This window comes from Alteraurantiacibacter buctensis (genome assembly GCF_009827655.1).
Lineage (GTDB): Bacteria > Pseudomonadota > Alphaproteobacteria > Sphingomonadales > Sphingomonadaceae > Alteraurantiacibacter > Alteraurantiacibacter buctensis.
Genome location: NZ_WTYV01000007.1, coordinates 26284 through 45275, shown reverse-complemented (window position 1 = coordinate 45275; position 18992 = coordinate 26284). Strand labels below are relative to the sequence as shown.

Below are 18992 nucleotides of genomic sequence, written 5' to 3'. Positions count from 1 at the left end.
GTTATGGCCGGGTTGACGAACTGGACCCGTTCGGGCGTGATCGCCACGCTCACCATCGATAATCCGCCGGTCAACGCGATTTCCCAGGCAGTGCGTGCGGCACTTGTCGAAGGGATAGCCCGGGCGAATGCCGATGCGGATGTAGCTGCGCTGGTGATCGCCTGTGCGGGCCGAACCTTTTTTGCCGGGGCCGATCTCAAGGAGTTTGGCAAGCCGTCGACCCAGCCCCTTCTGACCGAAGTTGTCGATACGATTGAAGCCTCGGCCAAGCCCGTAGTGGCGGCCATCCACGGCACGGCACTGGGCGGCGGCATGGAAATCGCCATGGCGTGCCATTACCGGATTGCCACGCAGGACGCGAAGCTGGGCCTGCCCGAGGTCAAGCTTGGCCTGATGCCGGGAGCGCGCGGGACGCAGCACCTGCCGCGTCTGGTGGGCGTCGAGCGGGCGCTGGACATCATTGCTCTTGGCGATCCGGTCAAGGCACCCGATGCGCTCGCCATGGGTCTGGTCGACCGCATCGCCGACGGAGACCTGGGATCAGCGGCCATCAGGTTTGCGGGCGAAATGGCCGAAAAGCCACCGCGCCGTACCCGCGACCTTGCTGCGCAGAAGGTGGATGACGGGGTTTATGTCGAGTTCGCCAAGCGCAACGCGCGCAAGTTTCGCGGTCTGGACGCACCACCGGCGATTATCGCTTCGGTTCGTGCGGCTACTGAACTGCCGTTTGCCGAAGGCGCCACGCGCGAGCGCGAGATCTTTCTGAAATTGCGGGCAGGCCCGCAAACAGAAGCCCTTCGCTATGTCTTCTTTGCCGAACGTGAAGCTGCCAAAGTGCCCGTTATCGCCGGTATCGATCCACGCCCGGTCGAACGCGCGGGCGTTATTGGCAGCGGCACCATGGGTAGCGGCATTGCCATTGCCCTGATCAGTGCAGGATTGCCGGTTCACCTTTTCGAACGCGACCCCGCGGCTCTCGCCCGGGGGCAGGCGCATATAGCCAAGGTACTCGACAGCAATGTCGCGTCGGGGCGGATGACTTCGGCAAAGGCCGATGCTGCGCGCGCTCTGCTTTCCTGCGGCACCACCATCGACGCGCTGGCCGATGCCGACCTGATCATCGAAGCCGCATACGAAACGATGGCGGTGAAACAGGAGATCTTCGCCAGCCTTGACCGGATCGCGCGGTCTGGCGCCATTCTGGCGAGCAACACGTCCTATCTCGATCTTGATGAAATCGCAGCGGCCACTTCGCGACCGGCCGACGTGGTCGGAATGCATTTCTTCTCGCCCGCCAACATCATGAAACTGCTGGAGATCGTGCAGGGCGCAGAGACCTCGCCCGATGTTCTGGCCACCGCCTTTGCCCTAGCCAAAAGGCTTGGCAAGGTTGCCGTCCTTTCGGGCAACGCCTGGGGCTTCATCGGTAACCGCATGCTGGCGGTGCGCCGCAAACATGCCGAGGCGATGGTGGTCGAAGGCGCCGCGCCAGAGCAGGTGGATGGCGTCATGGAGGCCTTCGGCATGGCCATGGGCCCGATCCGCGTGGGTGATCTGGCGGGGCTTGACCTCGGCTGGTCGCCGGAAACCTCCACCGGATCGACCATCCGCGAAAGGCTGTGCGAGGCGGGGCGGAGAGGTCAGAAGACTCAGGCCGGGTTCTATGACTACGGGGAGGATAGCAAGCCTGTCCCCTCGGAAGAGGCGCGTCGGATCATCGCCGAGTTTGCAAGGGATAATGGGGTAGTCCGGCGCGAATTCAGCGACGCCGAGGTGCTCGATCGCCTGCTTTGGCCCATGGTCGACGAAGGCGCCCAACTGCTTGAAGACGGCATTGCCTTGCGGGAGTCGGATATCGATGTGGTTTGGCTGAATGGTTACGGCTGGCCTGCCTGGACCGGAGGCCCGATGTATCATGCACGCCATGTGGGCTTGTCCGAAGTAGTGCGACGGCTGGAGGAAATGGGCATCGGAGCTTCGCCGGCCCTGTTCGCCCTTGCACGGGGTGAACCCAAGTGAGCAGCGCATTCATGACTGTGGGATCGGCGCGGCTGGAATTCGCGCGATGGGGCGGTGGCGTAGGCTTGCCCATCCTGTTGCTGCATGAGGGTCTTGGCTCGATCAAGCTGTGGAAGGAGTTTCCGGCCATGCTGGCCAGCGCCACCGGCCGCGAAGTTGTCGCCTGGTCGCGGATGGGGCATGGCTGGAGCGATCCGGACACAACCAGGCGCGAGCCCGACTACATGCACCGCGAGGCGGCGCTGTTGTCGGATGTCATGGACGCCCTTGGCATGGAGAGGGCGCATTGGTTCGGGCATAGCGACGGGGCCTCGATTGCGCTGATCGGGGCAAATATGCACCCCGGGCGGGTGGCCAGCCTGACCTTGGAGGCCCCGCATGTCCTGGTGGAAGATCTGACCCACAGCAGCATTGCCGAGGTCGCCGCGCGCTTTCCGCAAACAGACATGGGCGAACGGATGAAACGCTATCACGCGGACCCGATTGCTCTTTTTGATGACTGGTCTGCTATCTGGCTCGATCCCCGTTTTCGCGACTGGAATATTGAAGGTCTGCTCGGCGGCATTTCCGCTCCGGCCCTGCTAATTCATGGGCATGATGATCAATATGGCACCCTGGATCAGCTCGACCGTATCGCGGCCGTTCTGGCCGACACCACCCGGGTCGAACTGCCCGATTGCCGCCATTCGCCGCATCTCGACCAGCAGGATGCCGTCATCGCCGCAGTCTGCGGCTTTCTGAATGATAAGGATTGAGCACGTGACCCATGCCTTTATCTGCGATGCCATCCGTACGCCGATCGGCCGCTATGGCGGAGCCTTGTCGTCAATCCGGGCCGACGATCTGGCAAGCATACCGATCAAGGCACTAATGGAACGGAACCAAGCAGTTGATTGGGCGGCGCTCGATGACGTGATCCTTGGCTGCGCCAACCAGGCTGGCGAGGATAACCGTAACGTGGCGCGCATGGCAGGCCTGCTTGCCGGGCTACCTGAAGGGGTGGGTGGCTCGACGGTCAACCGGCTTTGCGGTTCGGGTCTTGATGCGGTTGGCACAGCGGCGCGGGCGATCCAAGCGGGCGATGCCGATTTCATCGTGGCTGGCGGCGTGGAAAGCATGAGCCGGGCACCGTTTGTGATGCCCAAGGCAACCAGCGCCTTTGCCCGTGAAAACGCCGTTTATGATACCACGATTGGCTGGCGCTTCGTCAATCCGCGGATGAAGGCTGCGCACGGAGTCGACCCCATGCCGCAGACGGCGGAAAACGTGGCCGGGGAGTTTTCAATCTCGCGGGAGGATCAGGATCTGTTTGCCCTGCGGAGTCAGCAGAAGGCAGCTGCCGCGCAGGCCAATGGCCGGCTGGCCGCAGAAATCTGCGCCGTTTCGGTGCCTCAACGCAAGGGCGAGGCCATGCTGGTAACGGCAGACGAGCATCCGCGTGAAACGTCGCTGGAAGCGCTTGCCCGACTGAATCCGGTCGTCAATGCCAGCGGTACCGTCACCGCAGGCAATTCCAGTGGGGTGAATGACGGCGCTGCCGCGTTGATTATCGCCAGCGAGGCGGCAGCCATCCGCCATGGACTGACACCGCGAGCACGGATCATGGCGATGGCCACCGCTGGCGTCGCACCGCGGATCATGGGGATAGGCCCAGCTCCGGCGACCGTTCGTCTGCTAGAACGCACTGGCGTATCCATGCGCGATGTCGCCACAATCGAACTGAACGAAGCTTTTGCCGCGCAAGGTCTGGCCGTCCTGAACCAACTGGGCATCGCCCATGACGATCCGCGGGTGAACTCCAATGGCGGGGCGATCGCACTTGGTCATCCGCTCGGCATGTCCGGCGCGCGCCTGGCGCTGACGGCAACGGAGGAACTGTGCCGCAATGGCGGTCGCTTTGCGATTGCCACGATGTGCATTGGCGTGGGTCAGGGCATCGCCTTGTTGATCGAGCGGGTCTGAGCCCGCCACCTGGCCACAATCAGGTGGGATCACGTCCCAGGAACAGTTCTTCCACCAGAGAAGTCAGCCAGGCCACCGCGGGATCAGTTGCCGATCGCTTTGCCCAGTGCTGTTTCAGGGGAATGTCGGGAATGGCAATGGGCGGGGCGGCGATTTGCAGGTCCATGACCTTCTCGAAAGAGGTGGCCAGGTTTCTGGGCACGATGCTGATGAGATCGCTGCTGGCGATGTGAAACGGCAGACTGACATAATGCGGTGTGTGCAAGGCCACGTGGCGCACAAGGCCGGCCTCGGCAACCGCCCGCTCGGCAATCTCCTGACTGCGCCCTTCATGGCGCACGACCGCGTGGCGGCAGGCAAGGAATGTGTCGAGGTCCAGTGTCTCTGAAAAGCGGGGGTGGCCGCGTCGGGGCACTGTCAGAGCAAACGCACCGCTAGCGTTCTGAGCCGGCGAGGGTAGGGCGAGGGCATGCCACGCCCTCGCAAACCAGCTAGTCCGTTTCGCTATTTCAACTCGTCACCCGAGGTCATTCGCCTAGTGGTGATGATGTACGTCCGCTTTCCGCTCAGCTTGCGGAACGTGGAGGATCTGCTGTTCGAGCGCGGCATCGATATATGCCATGAGACGGTGCGGCTGTGGTGGAACCGGTTTGGTCCGATGTTCGCTGCAGACATCCGTCGGCAACGCGTCAGTCGGATGAAGGGATTCCGGCAGTGGCGTTGGCACCTCGATGAGGTGTTCGTGAAGATCAATGGCGAGCGCCATTACCTGTGGCGGGCCGTGGATCACGAAGGCGAAATCCTGGAGAGTTTCGTCACAAAGAAGCGAGACAAAGCCGCGGCGCTTGCCTTTCTGAAGAAGGCGCTGAAACGCCATGGCAGGGCGGAGGCAATCGTCACCGACGGCATGCGCTCCTACCCAGCAGCAATGCGCGAACTGGGCAATCTTGAGCGTCGCGAGATTGGGCGCTGGCTCAACAACCGGGCGGAGAATTCACACCTGCCATTCCGACGAAGAGAGCGTGCGATGCAGCGCTTCCGGAGGATGAAGTCGCTGCAGAAATTCGCCTCAGTCCACGCCTCGTTTCACAACCACTTCAACCAGGACCGTCACCTTGTCGACCGACAGACCTACAAGCTTCGCCGCTCGGCTGCCCTGGCCGAGTGGCAGAACCTCGTGGCCTAACGGTTGCGTTGTTCAGGGCCGAACTCCGTCAATCGGAGACGAGTTGCGGTTAGACTGACAGCACCCACGGAAGCGGCGACGAAGCCGTGACGGTAATAAATTGCTCTCCATCTCCCTCGCCCCAGCACGGTGCGGGCAATCCCGCCGCGCGGAACTCGCCGTCGATGGCCTCTCGCTGCAAGGCCAGTTCCCCGAACAGCGCGAACCCGGTTCCCTCGCGGTAGCGGAGGAACGCCCCGGTCTCGGCCGAGCCCTTAGTGCGGTACAAGGTCAGGTCCGCTGGACCCGGGAACGGCATGCGCATCCAGTTGAGTCCACCGACGCGGGGTGGCGCCTGTGCCGGGTCATCGAGGGAAAGTCCCGCCACGAAGCGGTCGACGAACGCGCGCCAAGCGGCGTGGTTAGACTGACAGCACCGTGTTAAGCGTTGTCAACTTTGGACGCTGGCAACGACTGCTTGCTGCCCGTCGCGCTGAAAAACTTGACGTTCCGCATCGTCCAACAATGCCGCCATTCGGGCGTGTAACCGGCACTCCAGGCCCCTCGTCTGCATAGCGTGGATCGAAGTCCTGCGGCCGGCAGTTTAGCGCAGTCGCGATCTTCTCCAAATCTTTGGTCTTTGGTGAATTGCCGCCGTTCAACCAGCGACTGACGGTGCGTTCGTTCTTCCCGGTAAGTTCGGCGAGAAACGCCCGCGTCCGACCTTCTTCCTTGAGCTTCTTGCGAAGCAGCGCTGCATTGAATGCCATCGTTCGGTCTCCTTTCGTTGCGACTGAATATGCCGCGCCACGAGAGACAAAAGAAGATGGTATTTTTTGTCCTATTTATCGCGATATGATTCATTTTCGCGCCATATTCCGGGATTTTCGAGCTTAGGACGACATTATGCAGGACATTTATCAATTTCTAGCGCTCGCCTCCACCACCTTCATCCGATGCAGGCAGGAAGGGGGCGCCAGTCGACCAGGATTCGAACTCACGTTGAACAGACGAAGTTCAATACGTTCCGACCCAGAGAAGGTTCGATGCCAGTCGACTACCCACCGCCAACGCACCGAGTTGCGAAACAAACTGTCTCCCTTGACCATGGTCGGTGGGCACGTCTTCTTAAAAACCTCTGATTTTGCGTCGTTTTTTGGAAGAATAGCTCTCCACTGCCGCTTAGTCACCCACAGGCCGTGAGTTGCAAAAACCGACCGCCTACCGAGAGCATCACGAACTCTATCACCTACCAGAAAACCTAAAGCCCCAGAAAACAGCCATTTTCACCGACCGAAGGTGTTACTCGCCCTGCTGGCGAAGAAGCCCAATCTCGTGATGGAGCTTTATCCTGTGGCGCAGCCGAGGGTCAGATGGGCGCCGGGGTGCCCAGACCCCAACACCATGACCGCAGAAGAGAAGTTGGCAGACGTAGGGCAAATCCTAGCTATCGGCATTTTACGAATGCGGACTAACCCAAGCCGGCAGGCCCGTTCGCATGAAGTTCAGTCCTCTCAGGCTGACCGTAAGGAGGCCGCTAACGAGAGCATTCGGTCTGCAATCTCACGCTCGCCCAAAACAACATTATGAGCACCATGCTTCTGCAAATGCTGCACTTCCGCGTCCGAATGCGCTCTTGCGATTACGATTGCCCGATTGTTCAGCGCTCGGCCGTGCTCGGCGATACTGCCCGCCTCAAACCCCTCAGGAATTGCAATCACCAGTTTGCTGGCATGTCGGATTCCAGCTTCTTCCAAGACATTGGGATCAGATGCATTGCCCACGATAACCACAAAACCATCAGCCTCGGCCTTCCGAGCAATATCCTCCTGATCTTCAATGATGACGATCGCGCGGCCTGCATTGCGGGTACCGGCAGCAACAAGCTGCCCCACGGCTCCATACCCCACCAGTACCAAATGCTCGCGCCGATCTGTTTCCCGTTTTTCCTCTAATGCAACTGCATGCGCAGCCGCAGCTTGACCTGCTTTGACCATGGATCCGGCTGCGATCGAGAAAATAAAGGGATTTGCAACGATCGAGATGATCGCCCCGCCTAGTATCAGATCACGCGCCTCAGCCGGTATAAGACCAAGGCCGGTGCCAAGGCTTGCGAGAATGAAGGAGAACTCGCCAATCTGCGCGAGGCTCGCAGAAACCACCAGCGCCGTCCGGTTTGGATGGCGAAAGGCCCTGACGATAAAATAGGCGGCAACTGACTTCCCCACCAGAATGATGGCCACCGTTGCCAATAGCGGCAAAGGCTGGTCAATCACCACCGCCGGATTGAAAAGCATGCCTACCGAGACGAAAAAAAGCACCGCAAAGGCATCGCGTAGCGGGAGAGTCTCCTCGGCCGCGCGCTTGCTCAGCGTTGTTTCGCCGAGGATCATACCAGCAAAGAACGCGCCGAGCGCGAATGACACCTCGAAAATGAAGGCGGCGCCGAAGGCGACACCTAGCGCAATTGATAGGACAGCGAGACGGAACAGTTCGCGCGAACCGGAATGGGCCGCCCAGTGCAGCACCCAAGGGATCAACCTTTTGCCCGCCAGCAGCATGACCGCGATAAAGCCCACGACTTTCAGTACCGCTTCACCAAGCGTGTAGACCACCGTGCTCGTGGTTACCCCGCCCCCACTCATGATATTGGCCAGGACTGGAAGCAGCACGATCGCCAGGACCATCACGACGTCTTCAACGATCAGCCAGCCCACAGCAATGCGGCCCTGCTGGGTGTCGACCAGCTTGTGTCCCTGCAGCGCCCTTAACAGAACGACGGTGCTGGCCACTGACAACGACAAGCCAAAAACTAGACCGGTAACAACACTCCATCCCAGTGAGATGGCCAAAGCAGCGCCGAGCGCAGTTGCGACGGCTATCTGTACGATAGCACCGGGTACGGCGATGTTTTTGACTGCCAACAGGTCTCGCAGCGAGAAATGGAGACCAACCCCGAACATGAGAAGAATTACGCCAAGCTCGGCTAATTCATTGGCAAGTCCCGAATCGGCCACGAAACCCGGAGTGAACGGACCGATAAGCACACCCGCAAGAAGGTAACCAACGAGCGGTGAAATCCTGAGCCGATGCGCGAGGGCACCCATCACGAATGCTACGACAAGTCCGGCAACTATTGTTCCGATGAGTGGCGTGTGATGAGGCATAACGTCCTTATTATCAGCGGTGATGTCCGGTTTGGCTCATCTCCGGAGGATAATAGGAGGGATTTGCATCGGAATCCATTGCGGGCCACGAGAGCGGGGTTTCAGTATCAAAGCCACTGTCGAACTTGACGCATCGTGAAAGCGCAAGGGCTTGAACCAGGTACGCTCAACCAGCGGACTGCCTGGAGGAATCTAAATTTATTATTGTGATACAATGCATTATTCGAAAGAGAGTTCGTCCGCAGGCTCTCTCCCACCGCCACCCATACCGGGGCAGTGACGCAACTGACCGGAGGGAGCATTCTTCACCTCAAGCTGCGGGAAGCGGTGTATCATCCGGGCTATTATCGAGTGGCCCTGGCCCGGACGGAGGCCCTGCTGCCAGCCGACCCCGAAACGCAAACGTCCACATCCACTTCAACCTCGAACGCCACCTCGTCGACAGAACAACCTACAAGACCCGCCGCTCGGCCGCCCTGGCCGAGTGGCAGTCGCTCATGGCCTGAACCATCGCTTGGGTAGGCCAAACTCCGCCAATCGGAGACAAGTTGCGGTTAGACTGACAGCACCTGGGCGAGCCCTGCTTCGTCGCGGCGCCAGCCATGGTTTGCCGGGCATGTGTGTATTTGGTGGTCACCATGGTACTCCGGTTGGGCGGAGCCGAATGGCCGCCGCTACCGGCATGAGCCCGGCGTGCCGGGCGTGGCGTCACCAATGCTTGCGGGGTAAGAACAGTCCAGTGGAAACTTGGATGTTCCGGCCTTGGAGTTACGTTTTCGGCCGAGAGTACGGTTCTGACGAAACACTGAGTGTGAAATGGCAGATTTGCGCCCCAATCAAAGACGTAAGCTTCCGATTTCTCAGTGCTCAAAAGCGGACGTTCCCTTCGGCCCTATCGGCCTGCGGCCATTGCGCCATGCGCTGGGTGCGCAACCAAACCGTTTCCGGAAACGACGGGCGAAGTGACTTGGGTCGGAAAAGCCTGCTTCGAATGCGATGTCTCCGACGAAACTTGCATCAAGCGAGCCTGCGGAGAGGCGATCGGCGGCATATTGCAGACGGCGTTCGACAAGTTGCGCGCCGAAGGTTGTCCCGTTGTCGGCAAACAGACCGTGCAGGTGCCGTTTTGATATGCCTACTTCTCCAGCCAGCTGGCCTGGCGACAGATCAGGGTCAGTAAATAGCGTATCTAGCAGCGCTTCGATACGATCGAAGGTGCTCGTTCGCACTCTGCGCTGTGCGCCTGCGTTCTGCCCGATCAGGGCAAACAAGCTACCTATTTGATCGGCAATCACGTCGCGCGGAACGGCACAGTCCGCGACACCATTTGCTGCAATCAACCGCAACAGCGATGCCAGCGGCGCGCCCCATTGCGAGCGTGCTTGCCACGGCATCCGACGCAAGCCCTCCGGATCGCGGAGCCACTTGTCCATCCAGCCCTGCGACACATGCATCGACAGCGCGACATTCTCGCGCGGACACTCGAACTCGTAAGGCACGGCGTTGCGCAGAACACCGAAATCGCCCTGGCGGATCAGCTGTTCGTCGCCCCACTCCCGCACGATCATCGAACCACGCTGCATGTAGACGATCTCGTAAGAGCCTTCAGCAGTGCTGCGCGTCATTTCCGGCGTGCGCCGCACGATCTGCGGCGTGGTGCCCAGAACGTTGAGGTCGATGGGACCCAGAGCCGTCTGCGTCCAACTAGCCTTGAAACTTTCCGGCTGCGCGGCATCAACGTGTAGCTCAGTCATGTGCGTGGCGACGGTGTCATTCCAGCGCGACATCTTTGCGCCAACGCTCCAGCTGTCGGTAGCCCAGAATCTGTCAGCCATTTGTCCAAGCGTCATGTCGTCAAACCCTCTCCACGGAAGGTGGTGATCCCACCTTCCGGTCATTGGCGCTTACAATAGCGCATTGCCCGCCGATCTCAAATTGCACTCACAGTCTAGCGAGGGTGCACTCCCAGCCGCGCGAATTAGCGGGCCAAGCTGGCATGATGGCGTACCAAGGGAGAATGATCGCCATGATCACCAGACGAAATTTCATCCGCAATTCGGCGGTTGGTGCCGGACTAACACTGGTGGCTGCCAATGGCGCGCTTGCAGCGGGGCCGGACGGTGCGCCGCTGCCACCGCGAGTGAGCCGCAGCGCCTTCGATTCCGCGCTGGATGCATTGCGTGCAATCGTCGGGCCGCGAAACGTGTTCTCCGATTCCGACCAGCTTGTTGGTTACAATGACCACTTCGCCATGAAGCCGCCGGAAGAGCATGCGCCGTCGGGTGCCGTGGCGCCAACGTCGGTCGATCAGATACAACGCGTGCTGGCCGTGGCCCGTGAACACGGTATTCCGGTCTGGACCATCTCGACCGGGCGCAACCTTGGCTATGGAGGGGCTGCGCCACGTATGCCCGGCACCCTGGTTCTCGACCTGAAGCGAATGAACCGCATCATCGAGGTCAACGAGAAACACTGCTACGCTATTGTCGAGCCGGGCGTCTCCTACACCGAGCTGTATCGCCACCTGCGCCGCACCGGATCGCGTTTATGGATCGACTGCGCAGCGCCCGGCTGGGGCGGTGTGGTGGGCAACCTGCTGGATCGCGGCGTCGGCTATACGCCGATGGGCGAACACTTCCTGCAGCAGCAGTGCGGGATGCAGGTGGTGCTGTCGGATGGCACGGTTGTCGACACCGGCATGGGCGGGCAGGCGGGACAGGCTGCCATGAGCGTCTATCGCTATGGCAATGGCCCCTGGGTCGACGGGTTGTTCACCCAGTCCAACCTCGGCGTGGTTACGCGAATGGGCGTGCAGCTGATGCCCCAACCGCCAGGCTATCGCCCCTATATGGTTACCTTTGCGGATGAGGACGCGATCCAGCCGATCACGGAAGTTGTCCGTCCACTCAAGCTCGCACAGCTCATTCCCAATGCGGCTACCTCTACCGAGCTCGTGTGGGAGGCAGCGGTCGAGAAGCGCAAGGACCAATACTACACCGGAGAAGGCGCACTTCCCGACAGTGCGCGGCGCGCCATCATGGATGATCTCGATGTGGGCAACTGGAGCTTCTACGGCGCGCTTTACGGCACAGAGGAGATGATGGACGCCACCTGGGAAGTGCTGAGAGACAGCTTTTCCACCATCCGCGGCGCACGCTTCTTCTCCGAGGCCGAGAAGGGCCACACCGCCAGCTGGCAATACCGAGCCAAGCTGATGCGCGGCGAACCCAATATGACTGAATTCGGCACTGTAGCCTGGATACCCAACGCCGCGCATGTCGGCTTCGGCCCCGTCGTACCCGTCGATGGCGAACTGGCCCTGCGGCAATACACCAAGGTTCGGCAAATGTCGGAAGAGGCAGGTTTCGACTATTTCGGCGAATTCATCGTCGGCTGGCGCGATATGCACCACATCTACATGCCTGCCTTCCGCCGGGATCGACCGGAAGAAAAGGCACGCCTTCTCGAATTGCTGGACCGCCTGATCGACGATGCCACCGAAGACAGCTTTGGCGTCTACCGCACGCACCTCGATTTGATGGACAAGGTCGCCAGTTCCTATTCATGGAACGATGGTGCGCTGGGCCGCCTCAATTCGCGGCTCAAGGCAGCCATTGACCCGAGCGGCATCCTTGCGCCGGGCAAAAGCGGCATCTGGCCCAGCCAGTTCTGCGAAGGAGACCTGCCATGCGGATAAGAATTTTCGCCCTCGTCCTGCTGACATCAGCAGCACTTGTTCCATTCGCAGCGATTGATGCGCAGCAGGCCGAACCGCAGAAGCGCAGCGGAGAAGACCTCTACCAGCAGTGGTGTGCGGGTTGTCATGATCCGGGTCCGGGCCATCCCGGCACCATGCGAATGGAAGGCGATTTCGGGCCTGAAAATTCCGTGTTGCGTGACATGCAGGCGATCAACCGCCCGCTGATCCATTACGCCGTGCGGCAAGGCTTTCAGATGATGCCCCCATTCCGGCCAACCGAAATCACTGACGAGGAAGTAGACCGGATCGCCGACTACCTGCTGGAGGAAGGGCAATGAGCATGAGCCTGATCGAAAGCCTGAACCAGACAGGGATGGACTTGGAGCTTCTCCGTCCGGGCGACACCGCCTTCGATGCGCTGGCAGAGCGCTTCGCTACCCATCCGGGGGTTGAGGCAAACTACGTGGTGGCTGTACGCCCCGGGAACGCCGAAGCCGCGCAGCATGCAGTAGCTGCTGCGCACGCGCATGGCGCTGGTTTGCTCACGGTGTTCAATGCCTCCAACGTAGGCGCGAGGCTTTGCGGCGATGGCAACACGGTTATCCTCGACCTGTCGCGGCTGGACCGCGTTCTCGAAGTCGATGTCGCCAATGGCTACGCACGGGTCGAGCCGGGCGTCAGCTATGCGGCCTTGTCCGCCTATCTAGCAGAGCATGGCCATGCGTTGCAGGTCGACAGCGAACGCGATGGCGCAGCATCGATCGTCGGCAGCACCTTTGCCAAGGGAATTGGCTACACACCCTACGGCGAACACGCACTGGTGCAGTGCGGGGCAGAGTTCGCAACGCCCTATGGCGAACTGGTTCGCACGGGCATGGGCGCCATGCCGGGCAGCAAGACTTGGCAGCTCTACAAATATTCGCTGGGACCATATTCAGACGGGCTGGCCATGCAGTCTGGCCTGCTCGTGCCAACCCAGATTGGCGTCTGGCTGATGGGACAGGTGCCTGTCACCCAGACTTTGGCATACCAGATAGCCAATACTCAGGCCCTGTCCGAAGTCATGGAAGCGTTGCGTGAATTCAAGATTGCGAACTTGCTACCTGGCACCGTCAGCCTGACCCACCGCGAGTTCGATGAGGCCCGCCATTCCGAGAATGCCGCTTCCGAGTGGCGATTGACCTCGGCGCTCTATGGGCTTCCCAATCTGATCGCACTGGCAAGAGCAACGATTGATGGAGCGCTTTCCTCCATTGCAGATGTTCGCGCAGTCAGCGTTGAAGAACAGGCTGGGTCACCCGTCTGGCAGGAGCAGGCCGCGCTGGTATCAGGCCAGCCAGGCGTCGCAGGCGTGTCGTTCCCCGGTATCGATGCCAGCCATGCGGCAAGCCTGACTATGGTCGCCCCCATCGAAGATCGTTTCGCACTTGCGATGGGCGGGCACGCAAAGCAGGCGCTCGCCGAACACGGCTTGCCGTTCCTGACTGAAATGGCGGTTGTCGGGCGCTCCTTGTTTCAGAAGATCTATCTGCCTTATACTCCTTTCAACCAGCGCAGCGAGGAGCGCCTTGCCGAGAGTGCAAGGCAGTTGGTGACCGCAATGCAGCAGCAAGGAATCGGCGTCGCAGCCCAGAGCTTTGAACTCGCCGGCCTCGGTCTTGGCCGAGACACCGGGAGTGGATTGGCCGAGTTGCACCGTAAGATTGAAACGGCCCTTACGGCATAGGCTCAATCGTTGGTGATTACTTGCTGCGATACTGGCGCGGTGTCGCCAGCGGTGCAGTGCAAAAGCGGGGTGCCCAATGGCCGAGATTGCCGACAGGCCTGAAATTGGCTCGATTGCTGATTGGCTGCATTATATGGCGCAAACACCAAAAGCCGACAGTCCCTTACCGGCCCAGGTACAGACCTTATCTCACGTCGCAGATTGGGTGGAAAGCTGACATTCGTGTTCGCCGCCAGCGGATGATCTCGGACGAGGTGTCGAAACAGAGAAGCGGGCTGTTAGCCTTGCTCATCCGGAGTGACTAGTAATACCCTGTCTCCTTAGCCAGTTTGCTTTGTCGGTGCCTATCACAACAAGTTAGATCTTTAAAAAAGACGGCAACAATATTGGGAGCAGCCTCATTATGCAGTCCGCAGAACCTCAAGTCCTAATCGTGGGGGCCGGACCGTCTGGTCTGATACTGGCGCATGAATTGCTACGCCGTCAGGTTACTGTGCGATTGGTCGAAAAGCGCCAGGGTCCCTCGCATACAACGCGCGCGATGACCGTTCATGCTCGCTCTATGGAGATGTTCGAGCATATGGGGATCGCTTATCGGCTCGAAGAGGTCTGCCTCGAATGCCCCGGTAATATCTACAACTTTCCACATTTACCGGCCGAAGAGCAGCCGCGCACCGATTATCGCGTACTGCCGACGCGCTTCGCCTTCTATTACAAGATCAACCAGAATGATTTTGAACAGGTGCTACGCGAACACCTTTTGGCGCAATACGGGATCAAGCCTGAATACCGCACAGAACTCGTCGGGCTTGATGCTAGCAGTGACAGCGTCGCGGCGCAGATCAAGTTACCCGACGGCCGGGTGGAGGCGCATCGCTACCCATGGGTTGTGGGCTGTGACGGCAAGCGCAGTTTTGTGCGGGATGCGGCCGGTATCGCCTTTGAAGGTGAACAAGTTGCAGTGATGTCAATGATGGACGTGCAGCTCGAAAACGTGACTTTTGATGATCGCTGGATGAACTACTTCTTCAACAAAGACCTGTTCATGAACTGTACCAAATTGCCGGGGAAGAACTGGCGCATCTACATGAGCGAGCCTTCCGGAGAGTATGTCTATGCGAGCGACCAGCGCGCGGCCTTCCAGGAGGTTGCCGACAAGATCGGTATTGGATTCAAAGTCGGTGAGCCCGAATGGGTCACCGCTTGGGAAATCCACAACAATATTGCCGAGCGTTATCGTAACGGGCGATTAGTGATTTGCGGCGACGCCAGCCATATCCATTCGCCATCGGGAGGGCAGGGTATGAACGGTTGCATGCAGGATGCTTTCAATCTGGGCTGGAAACTGGCAGCCGTGTGCCAGGGCCGGGCCGACGCTGCTATTCTTGACAGCTACGAGAAGGAACGAAAGCCGATCGGCGAGCAGATTAGCGAAGGCGCAATGGCGACCCACCATATCGTAATGGGCTTCGGCGACGAACCCAAAGAGCGCTGGAAACAAACACAGGAGCCGGGTTGGGAGGCGCGTACGATCCACCTCGTGTCCGGCCTGTCGCACAACTACAGCGACAATGTCGTGTTGCCCGACGGCATTGCAGAAGTCGCTGGACCGAAAGCCGGCGCAAGAGCGCCCGATGCAATGTTGGTGCGCGAACCGCAGAAGCGTGTCTACGACGTCCTGCGACATCCTGGCTTCACCCTGCTCATCGTTCCCGGCGAAGAGAAACAAGTCCACCTGGAGTTGGCCCGATCGGTTCGGAGTAATCTGGAAGAACATTACCCCGGTCAAATCTCGGTTTGCCTGATTGCGGACGACAAGGATGCCGGTTTCGACTTCGATCACATAGTCTCGGACGAAACCGGTGAGATTCGCGAACGCTACGAGATCCGCGAAGAGGGGCGTTTCGTTCTCGTGCGCCCAGATCTCTATATAGGCCTATCTGTATTGCCCGAAGATGGCATGTCTATCTCCACCTATCTCGAACAGTGGTTCGCCTAGCAGCGTGTGAACAGGCATCCCAACCCAAACACTTTGCGGTTGGGTTTGAGCGCATTTGCTGAATGTCCGATTTTGGGTCGTATGCCGACTGACAGCTTTCCAAACCCTGAGCACCAAGAGCGCACTGAAGCGTCCCGGGCTTTCCGGAGGCTCCTATTTGTGAGAAGGAGCCACGATGAGCGCTACAAGGAACAAGTTTTCACCTGAGTTTCGCGACCGTGTGGTGCGGATGGTGGAGGAGCACCGGGGGGATTACCCGTCGGAGTGGGCGGCGATGAGTTCGATTGCCGGCCGTTATGGCGTCGGCTCGGTCGAGCTTGCTTCCCCTCGGTGTCGGGCTGACGACCATTCCCGGCAGTCTGGCGCGTTTTACCTGCTGGTACAGCGCGTGGCCGCTGGACGCCGCCTCGATGGTCAGTGCGTCGGCCTTCCATCGCCTGTGCAGGCTGATTGTCCGCTCCACAAGTTCGGGGAACGCGGGCTTAGCGCGATAGACATCCAGCAAATACCAGTTGGGCGGCAAGTAGCCCCACGTCATGCACACCGAGTAATCCGAGGTGCTCCGATCGGTCGAGGCCATGTCCATCGACAGGACGATCCGGTGGAACTGATCGCGCGGCTGAGCCTCGCTGTACTGGCCGAAGTGCGCAGAGCGGAAACAACCTCCGTCCGCGACGATCGGGTTGTTCTGGTACTGCGCTGAGTAGGACCGGTTGCCCAGGGCAAGCCTGCGTTCCTCGAGGACCGACTTCGGGAAGCGAACTCGATCCACCAGATCGCCCTTCTTGCGATGCCAGATTTTCCCGCGGGTGTCTGGGATTACGCCGGGGTCAACAGCTTCGGGGCGACACGGGCCGACGACCTAGCCGATCACCCCACGGTCAAGCCGACCGCATTGGTGGCCGACGCCATCCGCGACGTGACCAGGACCGCGGAGATCGTAATCGACGGGTTCATGGGCTCAGGCACCACGATCCTCGCGGCCGAGCGCACGAAACGCGTGGCGTACGGGATCGAGATCGAGCCCACCTATGTCGATGTCGCGATCAGGCGCTGGGAGAAGCGGACCGGCCGCGAGGCCGTGCTCGCCGACACCGGCGAGACGTTCGCGCGGGTCGCGGCGTCGAGGGCGGGCGAGAACGCCGGCCACACCGACACTCCCGAAGCCTTACCGCCGATACAGACAGCATGATCCGACACCGGGCCGCGCCACCGCGCGGCCCGGACAATCAACCCATGGAATGACGAGGAACCCAAAATGGCTTTCCGTAAGGTCACGCGTAATCCCGAACCCCGGTCGCCATGGCCTGAGGGGCCAACCCGGCCGGGACCGGGCCCCGCTCCCCGGGCGAGTGAACCGACGCCTGCGTCAGGCACCGGCGCCAAGAGGCCGAATGAGGAGGAAGAAGATCACGGGTATGCGGTCGGCTACGGCAAACCGCCTGTCCACTCGCGTTTCAAGAAAGACCGGTCCGGAAATCCGAACGGAAGGGCGCGCTAAAGCAGGAACGAGAAGACGCTGATCATGGAGATTCTCGGAGCGCGCGTTCCCATCCGAACGCCGCAGGGCACGCGCAGGCTGAAATGGTTTCAGATCAGCCTGATGAAGCTGCGGGAAAAGGCTGCCCAGGGCGACCTTCGGGCAATACGCGAAATCCTCGGCTACCTGGGGATAATTAGTGCAGGCACTATGAATTACGACTCTTGGAAGCAGAGGGATTGATCCCACCTGCGAGGCCATTGGCCGCGAAATTCTAACAAGAAAATTCACGTTTTTCGATCCCTCTTCGCGCTATATCGAGAGCGCGAATGAGGAGAATTTGGTATGCGCGCGAAGCGACCGATGTTGGCATTCTGGGCGATCGTCCTTGGTGTGTGGACCGGTGCGGCACAAGCCGATCCCGCGACAGACGAGCGTAATCGCCAGGCGATGATGGCATCGATGCGGGCGCAAGACGCTGCCAACGATCGCGCCGCAGCCGACCGCGCATTCCAGGCCGGGCTGGCGCAACAGCGTTCGCTGGGCAGCAGCATCGGCTCATCGTCTTCTTCGTCGTTTGGATCGGGTGGCATGGGCACCCCGTTAGACGGGCTGGCGGCTGCGCTGAGCAGCGGCGGTCAGTCAAGCGGGGGGCCGCAGTCCGTGGTCGATCGCCGCACGTACATCATCTACCAGCAGGAAACGTCCGAACAGGTGGTGGCTCGGCTGTTCGCCGAGGCGGAAGGCGGCAATCCCGAAAGTGCGTGGAACCTCGCCCGCCTCTATTACACCGGGTATGCCGGGGTCCCGCGGGACGATGCCCAGGCGCGCCGCTGGTTTGCCACGGCGGGCGAGCGCGGCCATGCCGAGGCGCTGGCGAACCTAGGCTATTTCGCGCACGAGGGGATCGGTGGTCCGCAGGATCAGGCGCTGGCGCTTGACTCCACGGCCCGAGCGGCTGCTGCAGGCAGCACCTACGGCGCGGGGCTGAACGGGCTCTATCGGCTGAGCGGCCTGGCCGACGGGCAGCTCGATCCTGTTGCCGTGGCCAACCTGGAGCGAGCAGCCGATGCGGGCGAACTGTTTGCTCAGGCAGCTCTCGGTACCATTGTCTACGAACTGGGCGTGGGCACCGCGGAGAACTGGGAGCGCGCGGCACACTATGCCCGCCTTGCGGCTGACCAGGGCCACGGTCCGTCGATGACCGAACTGGCGCGGATGATGTTCGTCGGCCGGGGCGTGGCGCAGGACCAGCGGGAGGCTGTTGCCATGTTCCGTCGTGCGGCCGAAGCCGGCGATCCGGCAGGCATGTCGTTCCTGGGGCAACTATACATGACCGGCCAAGGAGTGCCCAACGACGTGGCAGCGGGCCTGGAATTATTTCGCCGCGCGGCCGATCTGGGCCATCCCGAGGCGCAGGGCGTCTATGGTCTCTCGCTCATGCTGGGGCAGGGCGTGGCAGAAAACGTCCCCGAAGGTTTGCGCTATATCCGCTTGGGAGCCGCGCAGAACGATCCGCAAGCCTTGACCGTGCTGGGCAAGATGACCTTCGTCGGCGAAGGCGGCATCACAAGCGATGAGCGGCGAGGGATCGAGCTGCTACAGGCGGCCGCGGCGCTGGGCTACCAGGACGCCATCGACACCTTGGACATGGACGAGGTGCAAGATGCAATGACCCGCCTCGGCATGACATCGACGGCTGCACCAGCATCCCGCAAGAGCGCGGACACGGTGGGCAAATCCAAAGGGTGACGACTTGTTCAGGCAACAACAC

17 protein-coding genes and 3 pseudogenes are annotated in these 18992 nt (G+C 60.6%); 14 read left to right on the top strand and 6 right to left on the bottom strand.

Annotation, left to right across the window (positions count from 1 at the left end; genetic code table 11):
- Positions 1-3 precede the first annotated feature (3 nt).
- Genes GRI99_RS15290 through pcaF form a run of 3 tightly spaced genes read left to right on the top strand, consistent with a single transcriptional unit; the run spans position 4 to position 3981 of the window.
- Entirely contained in the window at positions 4-2019 is a 2016-nt protein-coding gene (locus GRI99_RS15290) for a 3-hydroxyacyl-CoA dehydrogenase NAD-binding domain-containing protein (protein ID WP_160772936.1), read from the top strand.
- Complete coding sequence (locus GRI99_RS15285; protein ID WP_160772935.1) at positions 2016-2774, top strand: alpha/beta fold hydrolase; 759 nt, start codon at positions 2016-2018, stop codon at positions 2772-2774. The genes GRI99_RS15290 and GRI99_RS15285 overlap by 4 nt, the downstream gene beginning before the upstream one ends.
- Positions 2775-2778: 4 nt before the next feature.
- Entirely contained in the window at positions 2779-3981 is a 1203-nt protein-coding gene (pcaF, locus tag GRI99_RS15280; protein ID WP_337192937.1) for a 3-oxoadipyl-CoA thiolase, read from the top strand.
- A 19-nt stretch (positions 3982-4000) separates the two neighbouring features.
- Here the strand turns inward: pcaF and GRI99_RS15275 are convergent, their stop codons facing one another.
- Positions 4001-4396 carry a LysR substrate-binding domain-containing protein gene (locus tag GRI99_RS15275; RefSeq protein WP_337192936.1) on the bottom strand — a complete coding sequence of 132 codons (396 nt, stop codon included), beginning with the start codon at positions 4394-4396 and terminating at the stop codon, positions 4001-4003.
- Positions 4397-4450: 54 nt separating this feature from the next.
- On the opposite strand from GRI99_RS15275, the gene GRI99_RS15270 reads away from it, so the two are divergent.
- The gene (locus GRI99_RS15270; RefSeq protein WP_160772932.1) at positions 4451-5167 is read left to right on the top strand and encodes an IS6 family transposase; all 717 of its coding nucleotides are present in this window, start codon (positions 4451-4453) and stop codon (positions 5165-5167) included.
- Positions 5168-5216: 49 nt separating this feature from the next.
- Here the strand turns inward: GRI99_RS15270 and GRI99_RS15265 are convergent, their stop codons facing one another.
- The 3 genes from GRI99_RS15265 to GRI99_RS15255 all read right to left on the bottom strand — a co-directional run bounded on the left by GRI99_RS15265 (position 5217) and on the right by GRI99_RS15255 (position 8313).
- The gene (locus tag GRI99_RS15265) at positions 5217-5471 is read right to left on the bottom strand and encodes a hypothetical protein (protein ID WP_160772931.1); all 255 of its coding nucleotides are present in this window, start codon (positions 5469-5471) and stop codon (positions 5217-5219) included.
- Positions 5472-5568: 97 nt separating this feature from the next.
- Positions 5569-5916, bottom strand: a complete 348-nt coding sequence (locus GRI99_RS15260; RefSeq protein WP_160772930.1) for a helix-turn-helix domain-containing protein — start codon at positions 5914-5916, stop codon at positions 5569-5571.
- 744 nt (positions 5917-6660) lie between these two features.
- Positions 6661-8313, bottom strand: a complete 1653-nt coding sequence (locus GRI99_RS15255) for a cation:proton antiporter domain-containing protein (protein WP_160772929.1) — start codon at positions 8311-8313, stop codon at positions 6661-6663.
- Between the two features lie 407 nt (positions 8314-8720).
- On the opposite strand from GRI99_RS15255, the pseudogene GRI99_RS19065 reads away from it, so the two are divergent.
- Positions 8721-8819 (top strand): annotated as a pseudogene (locus GRI99_RS19065) (IS6 family transposase); the annotation flags it as partial.
- A 354-nt stretch (positions 8820-9173) separates the two neighbouring features.
- On the opposite strand, the gene GRI99_RS15250 reads toward GRI99_RS19065, so the two are convergent.
- Positions 9174-10211, bottom strand: a complete 1038-nt coding sequence (locus tag GRI99_RS15250; protein WP_237438388.1) for a helix-turn-helix domain-containing protein — start codon at positions 10209-10211, stop codon at positions 9174-9176.
- Between the two features lie 119 nt (positions 10212-10330).
- Between GRI99_RS15250 and GRI99_RS15245 the strand changes: the two genes are divergently transcribed.
- The 6 genes and pseudogenes from GRI99_RS15245 to GRI99_RS18790 form a co-directional block, all read left to right on the top strand.
- Positions 10331-12010: an FAD-binding oxidoreductase gene (locus GRI99_RS15245; protein WP_237438387.1), complete on the top strand. Its 1680-nt coding sequence runs from the start codon at positions 10331-10333 to the stop codon at positions 12008-12010.
- On the top strand, positions 12001-12351 hold the full coding sequence (locus GRI99_RS15240) for a c-type cytochrome (protein WP_160772927.1): 351 nt from the start codon (positions 12001-12003) through the stop codon (positions 12349-12351). The genes GRI99_RS15245 and GRI99_RS15240 overlap by 10 nt, the downstream gene beginning before the upstream one ends.
- Before the next feature lie 2 nt (positions 12352-12353).
- On the top strand, positions 12354-13739 hold the full coding sequence (locus GRI99_RS15235; protein WP_160772926.1) for an FAD-binding oxidoreductase: 1386 nt from the start codon (positions 12354-12356) through the stop codon (positions 13737-13739).
- A gap of 76 nt (positions 13740-13815) precedes the next feature.
- Positions 13816-13956 (top strand): hypothetical protein, encoded by a 141-nt coding sequence (locus GRI99_RS15230; RefSeq protein WP_160772925.1) that lies wholly within the window; start codon positions 13816-13818, stop codon positions 13954-13956.
- Between the two features lie 186 nt (positions 13957-14142).
- The gene (locus GRI99_RS15225; protein WP_160772924.1) at positions 14143-15738 is read left to right on the top strand and encodes an FAD-dependent oxidoreductase; all 1596 of its coding nucleotides are present in this window, start codon (positions 14143-14145) and stop codon (positions 15736-15738) included.
- A gap of 175 nt (positions 15739-15913) precedes the next feature.
- Positions 15914-16039 (top strand): annotated as a pseudogene (locus tag GRI99_RS18790) (transposase); the annotation flags it as partial.
- A gap of 57 nt (positions 16040-16096) precedes the next feature.
- Here GRI99_RS18790 and GRI99_RS18785 read toward each other — a convergent pair.
- Positions 16097-16276 (bottom strand): annotated as a pseudogene (locus GRI99_RS18785) (hypothetical protein); the annotation flags it as partial.
- A gap of 252 nt (positions 16277-16528) precedes the next feature.
- On the opposite strand from GRI99_RS18785, the gene GRI99_RS15220 reads away from it, so the two are divergent.
- The 3 genes from GRI99_RS15220 (at position 16529) to GRI99_RS15210 (ending at position 18970) form a co-directional block, all read left to right on the top strand.
- Positions 16529-16930, top strand: a complete 402-nt coding sequence (locus tag GRI99_RS15220) for a DNA methyltransferase (RefSeq protein WP_160772923.1) — start codon at positions 16529-16531, stop codon at positions 16928-16930.
- A 333-nt stretch (positions 16931-17263) separates the two neighbouring features.
- Positions 17264-17461: a hypothetical protein gene (locus tag GRI99_RS15215; protein WP_160772922.1), complete on the top strand. Its 198-nt coding sequence runs from the start codon at positions 17264-17266 to the stop codon at positions 17459-17461.
- 102 nt (positions 17462-17563) lie between these two features.
- Entirely contained in the window at positions 17564-18970 is a 1407-nt protein-coding gene (locus GRI99_RS15210) for an SEL1-like repeat protein (protein ID WP_160772921.1), read from the top strand.
- Positions 18971-18992: the final 22 nt, after the last annotated feature.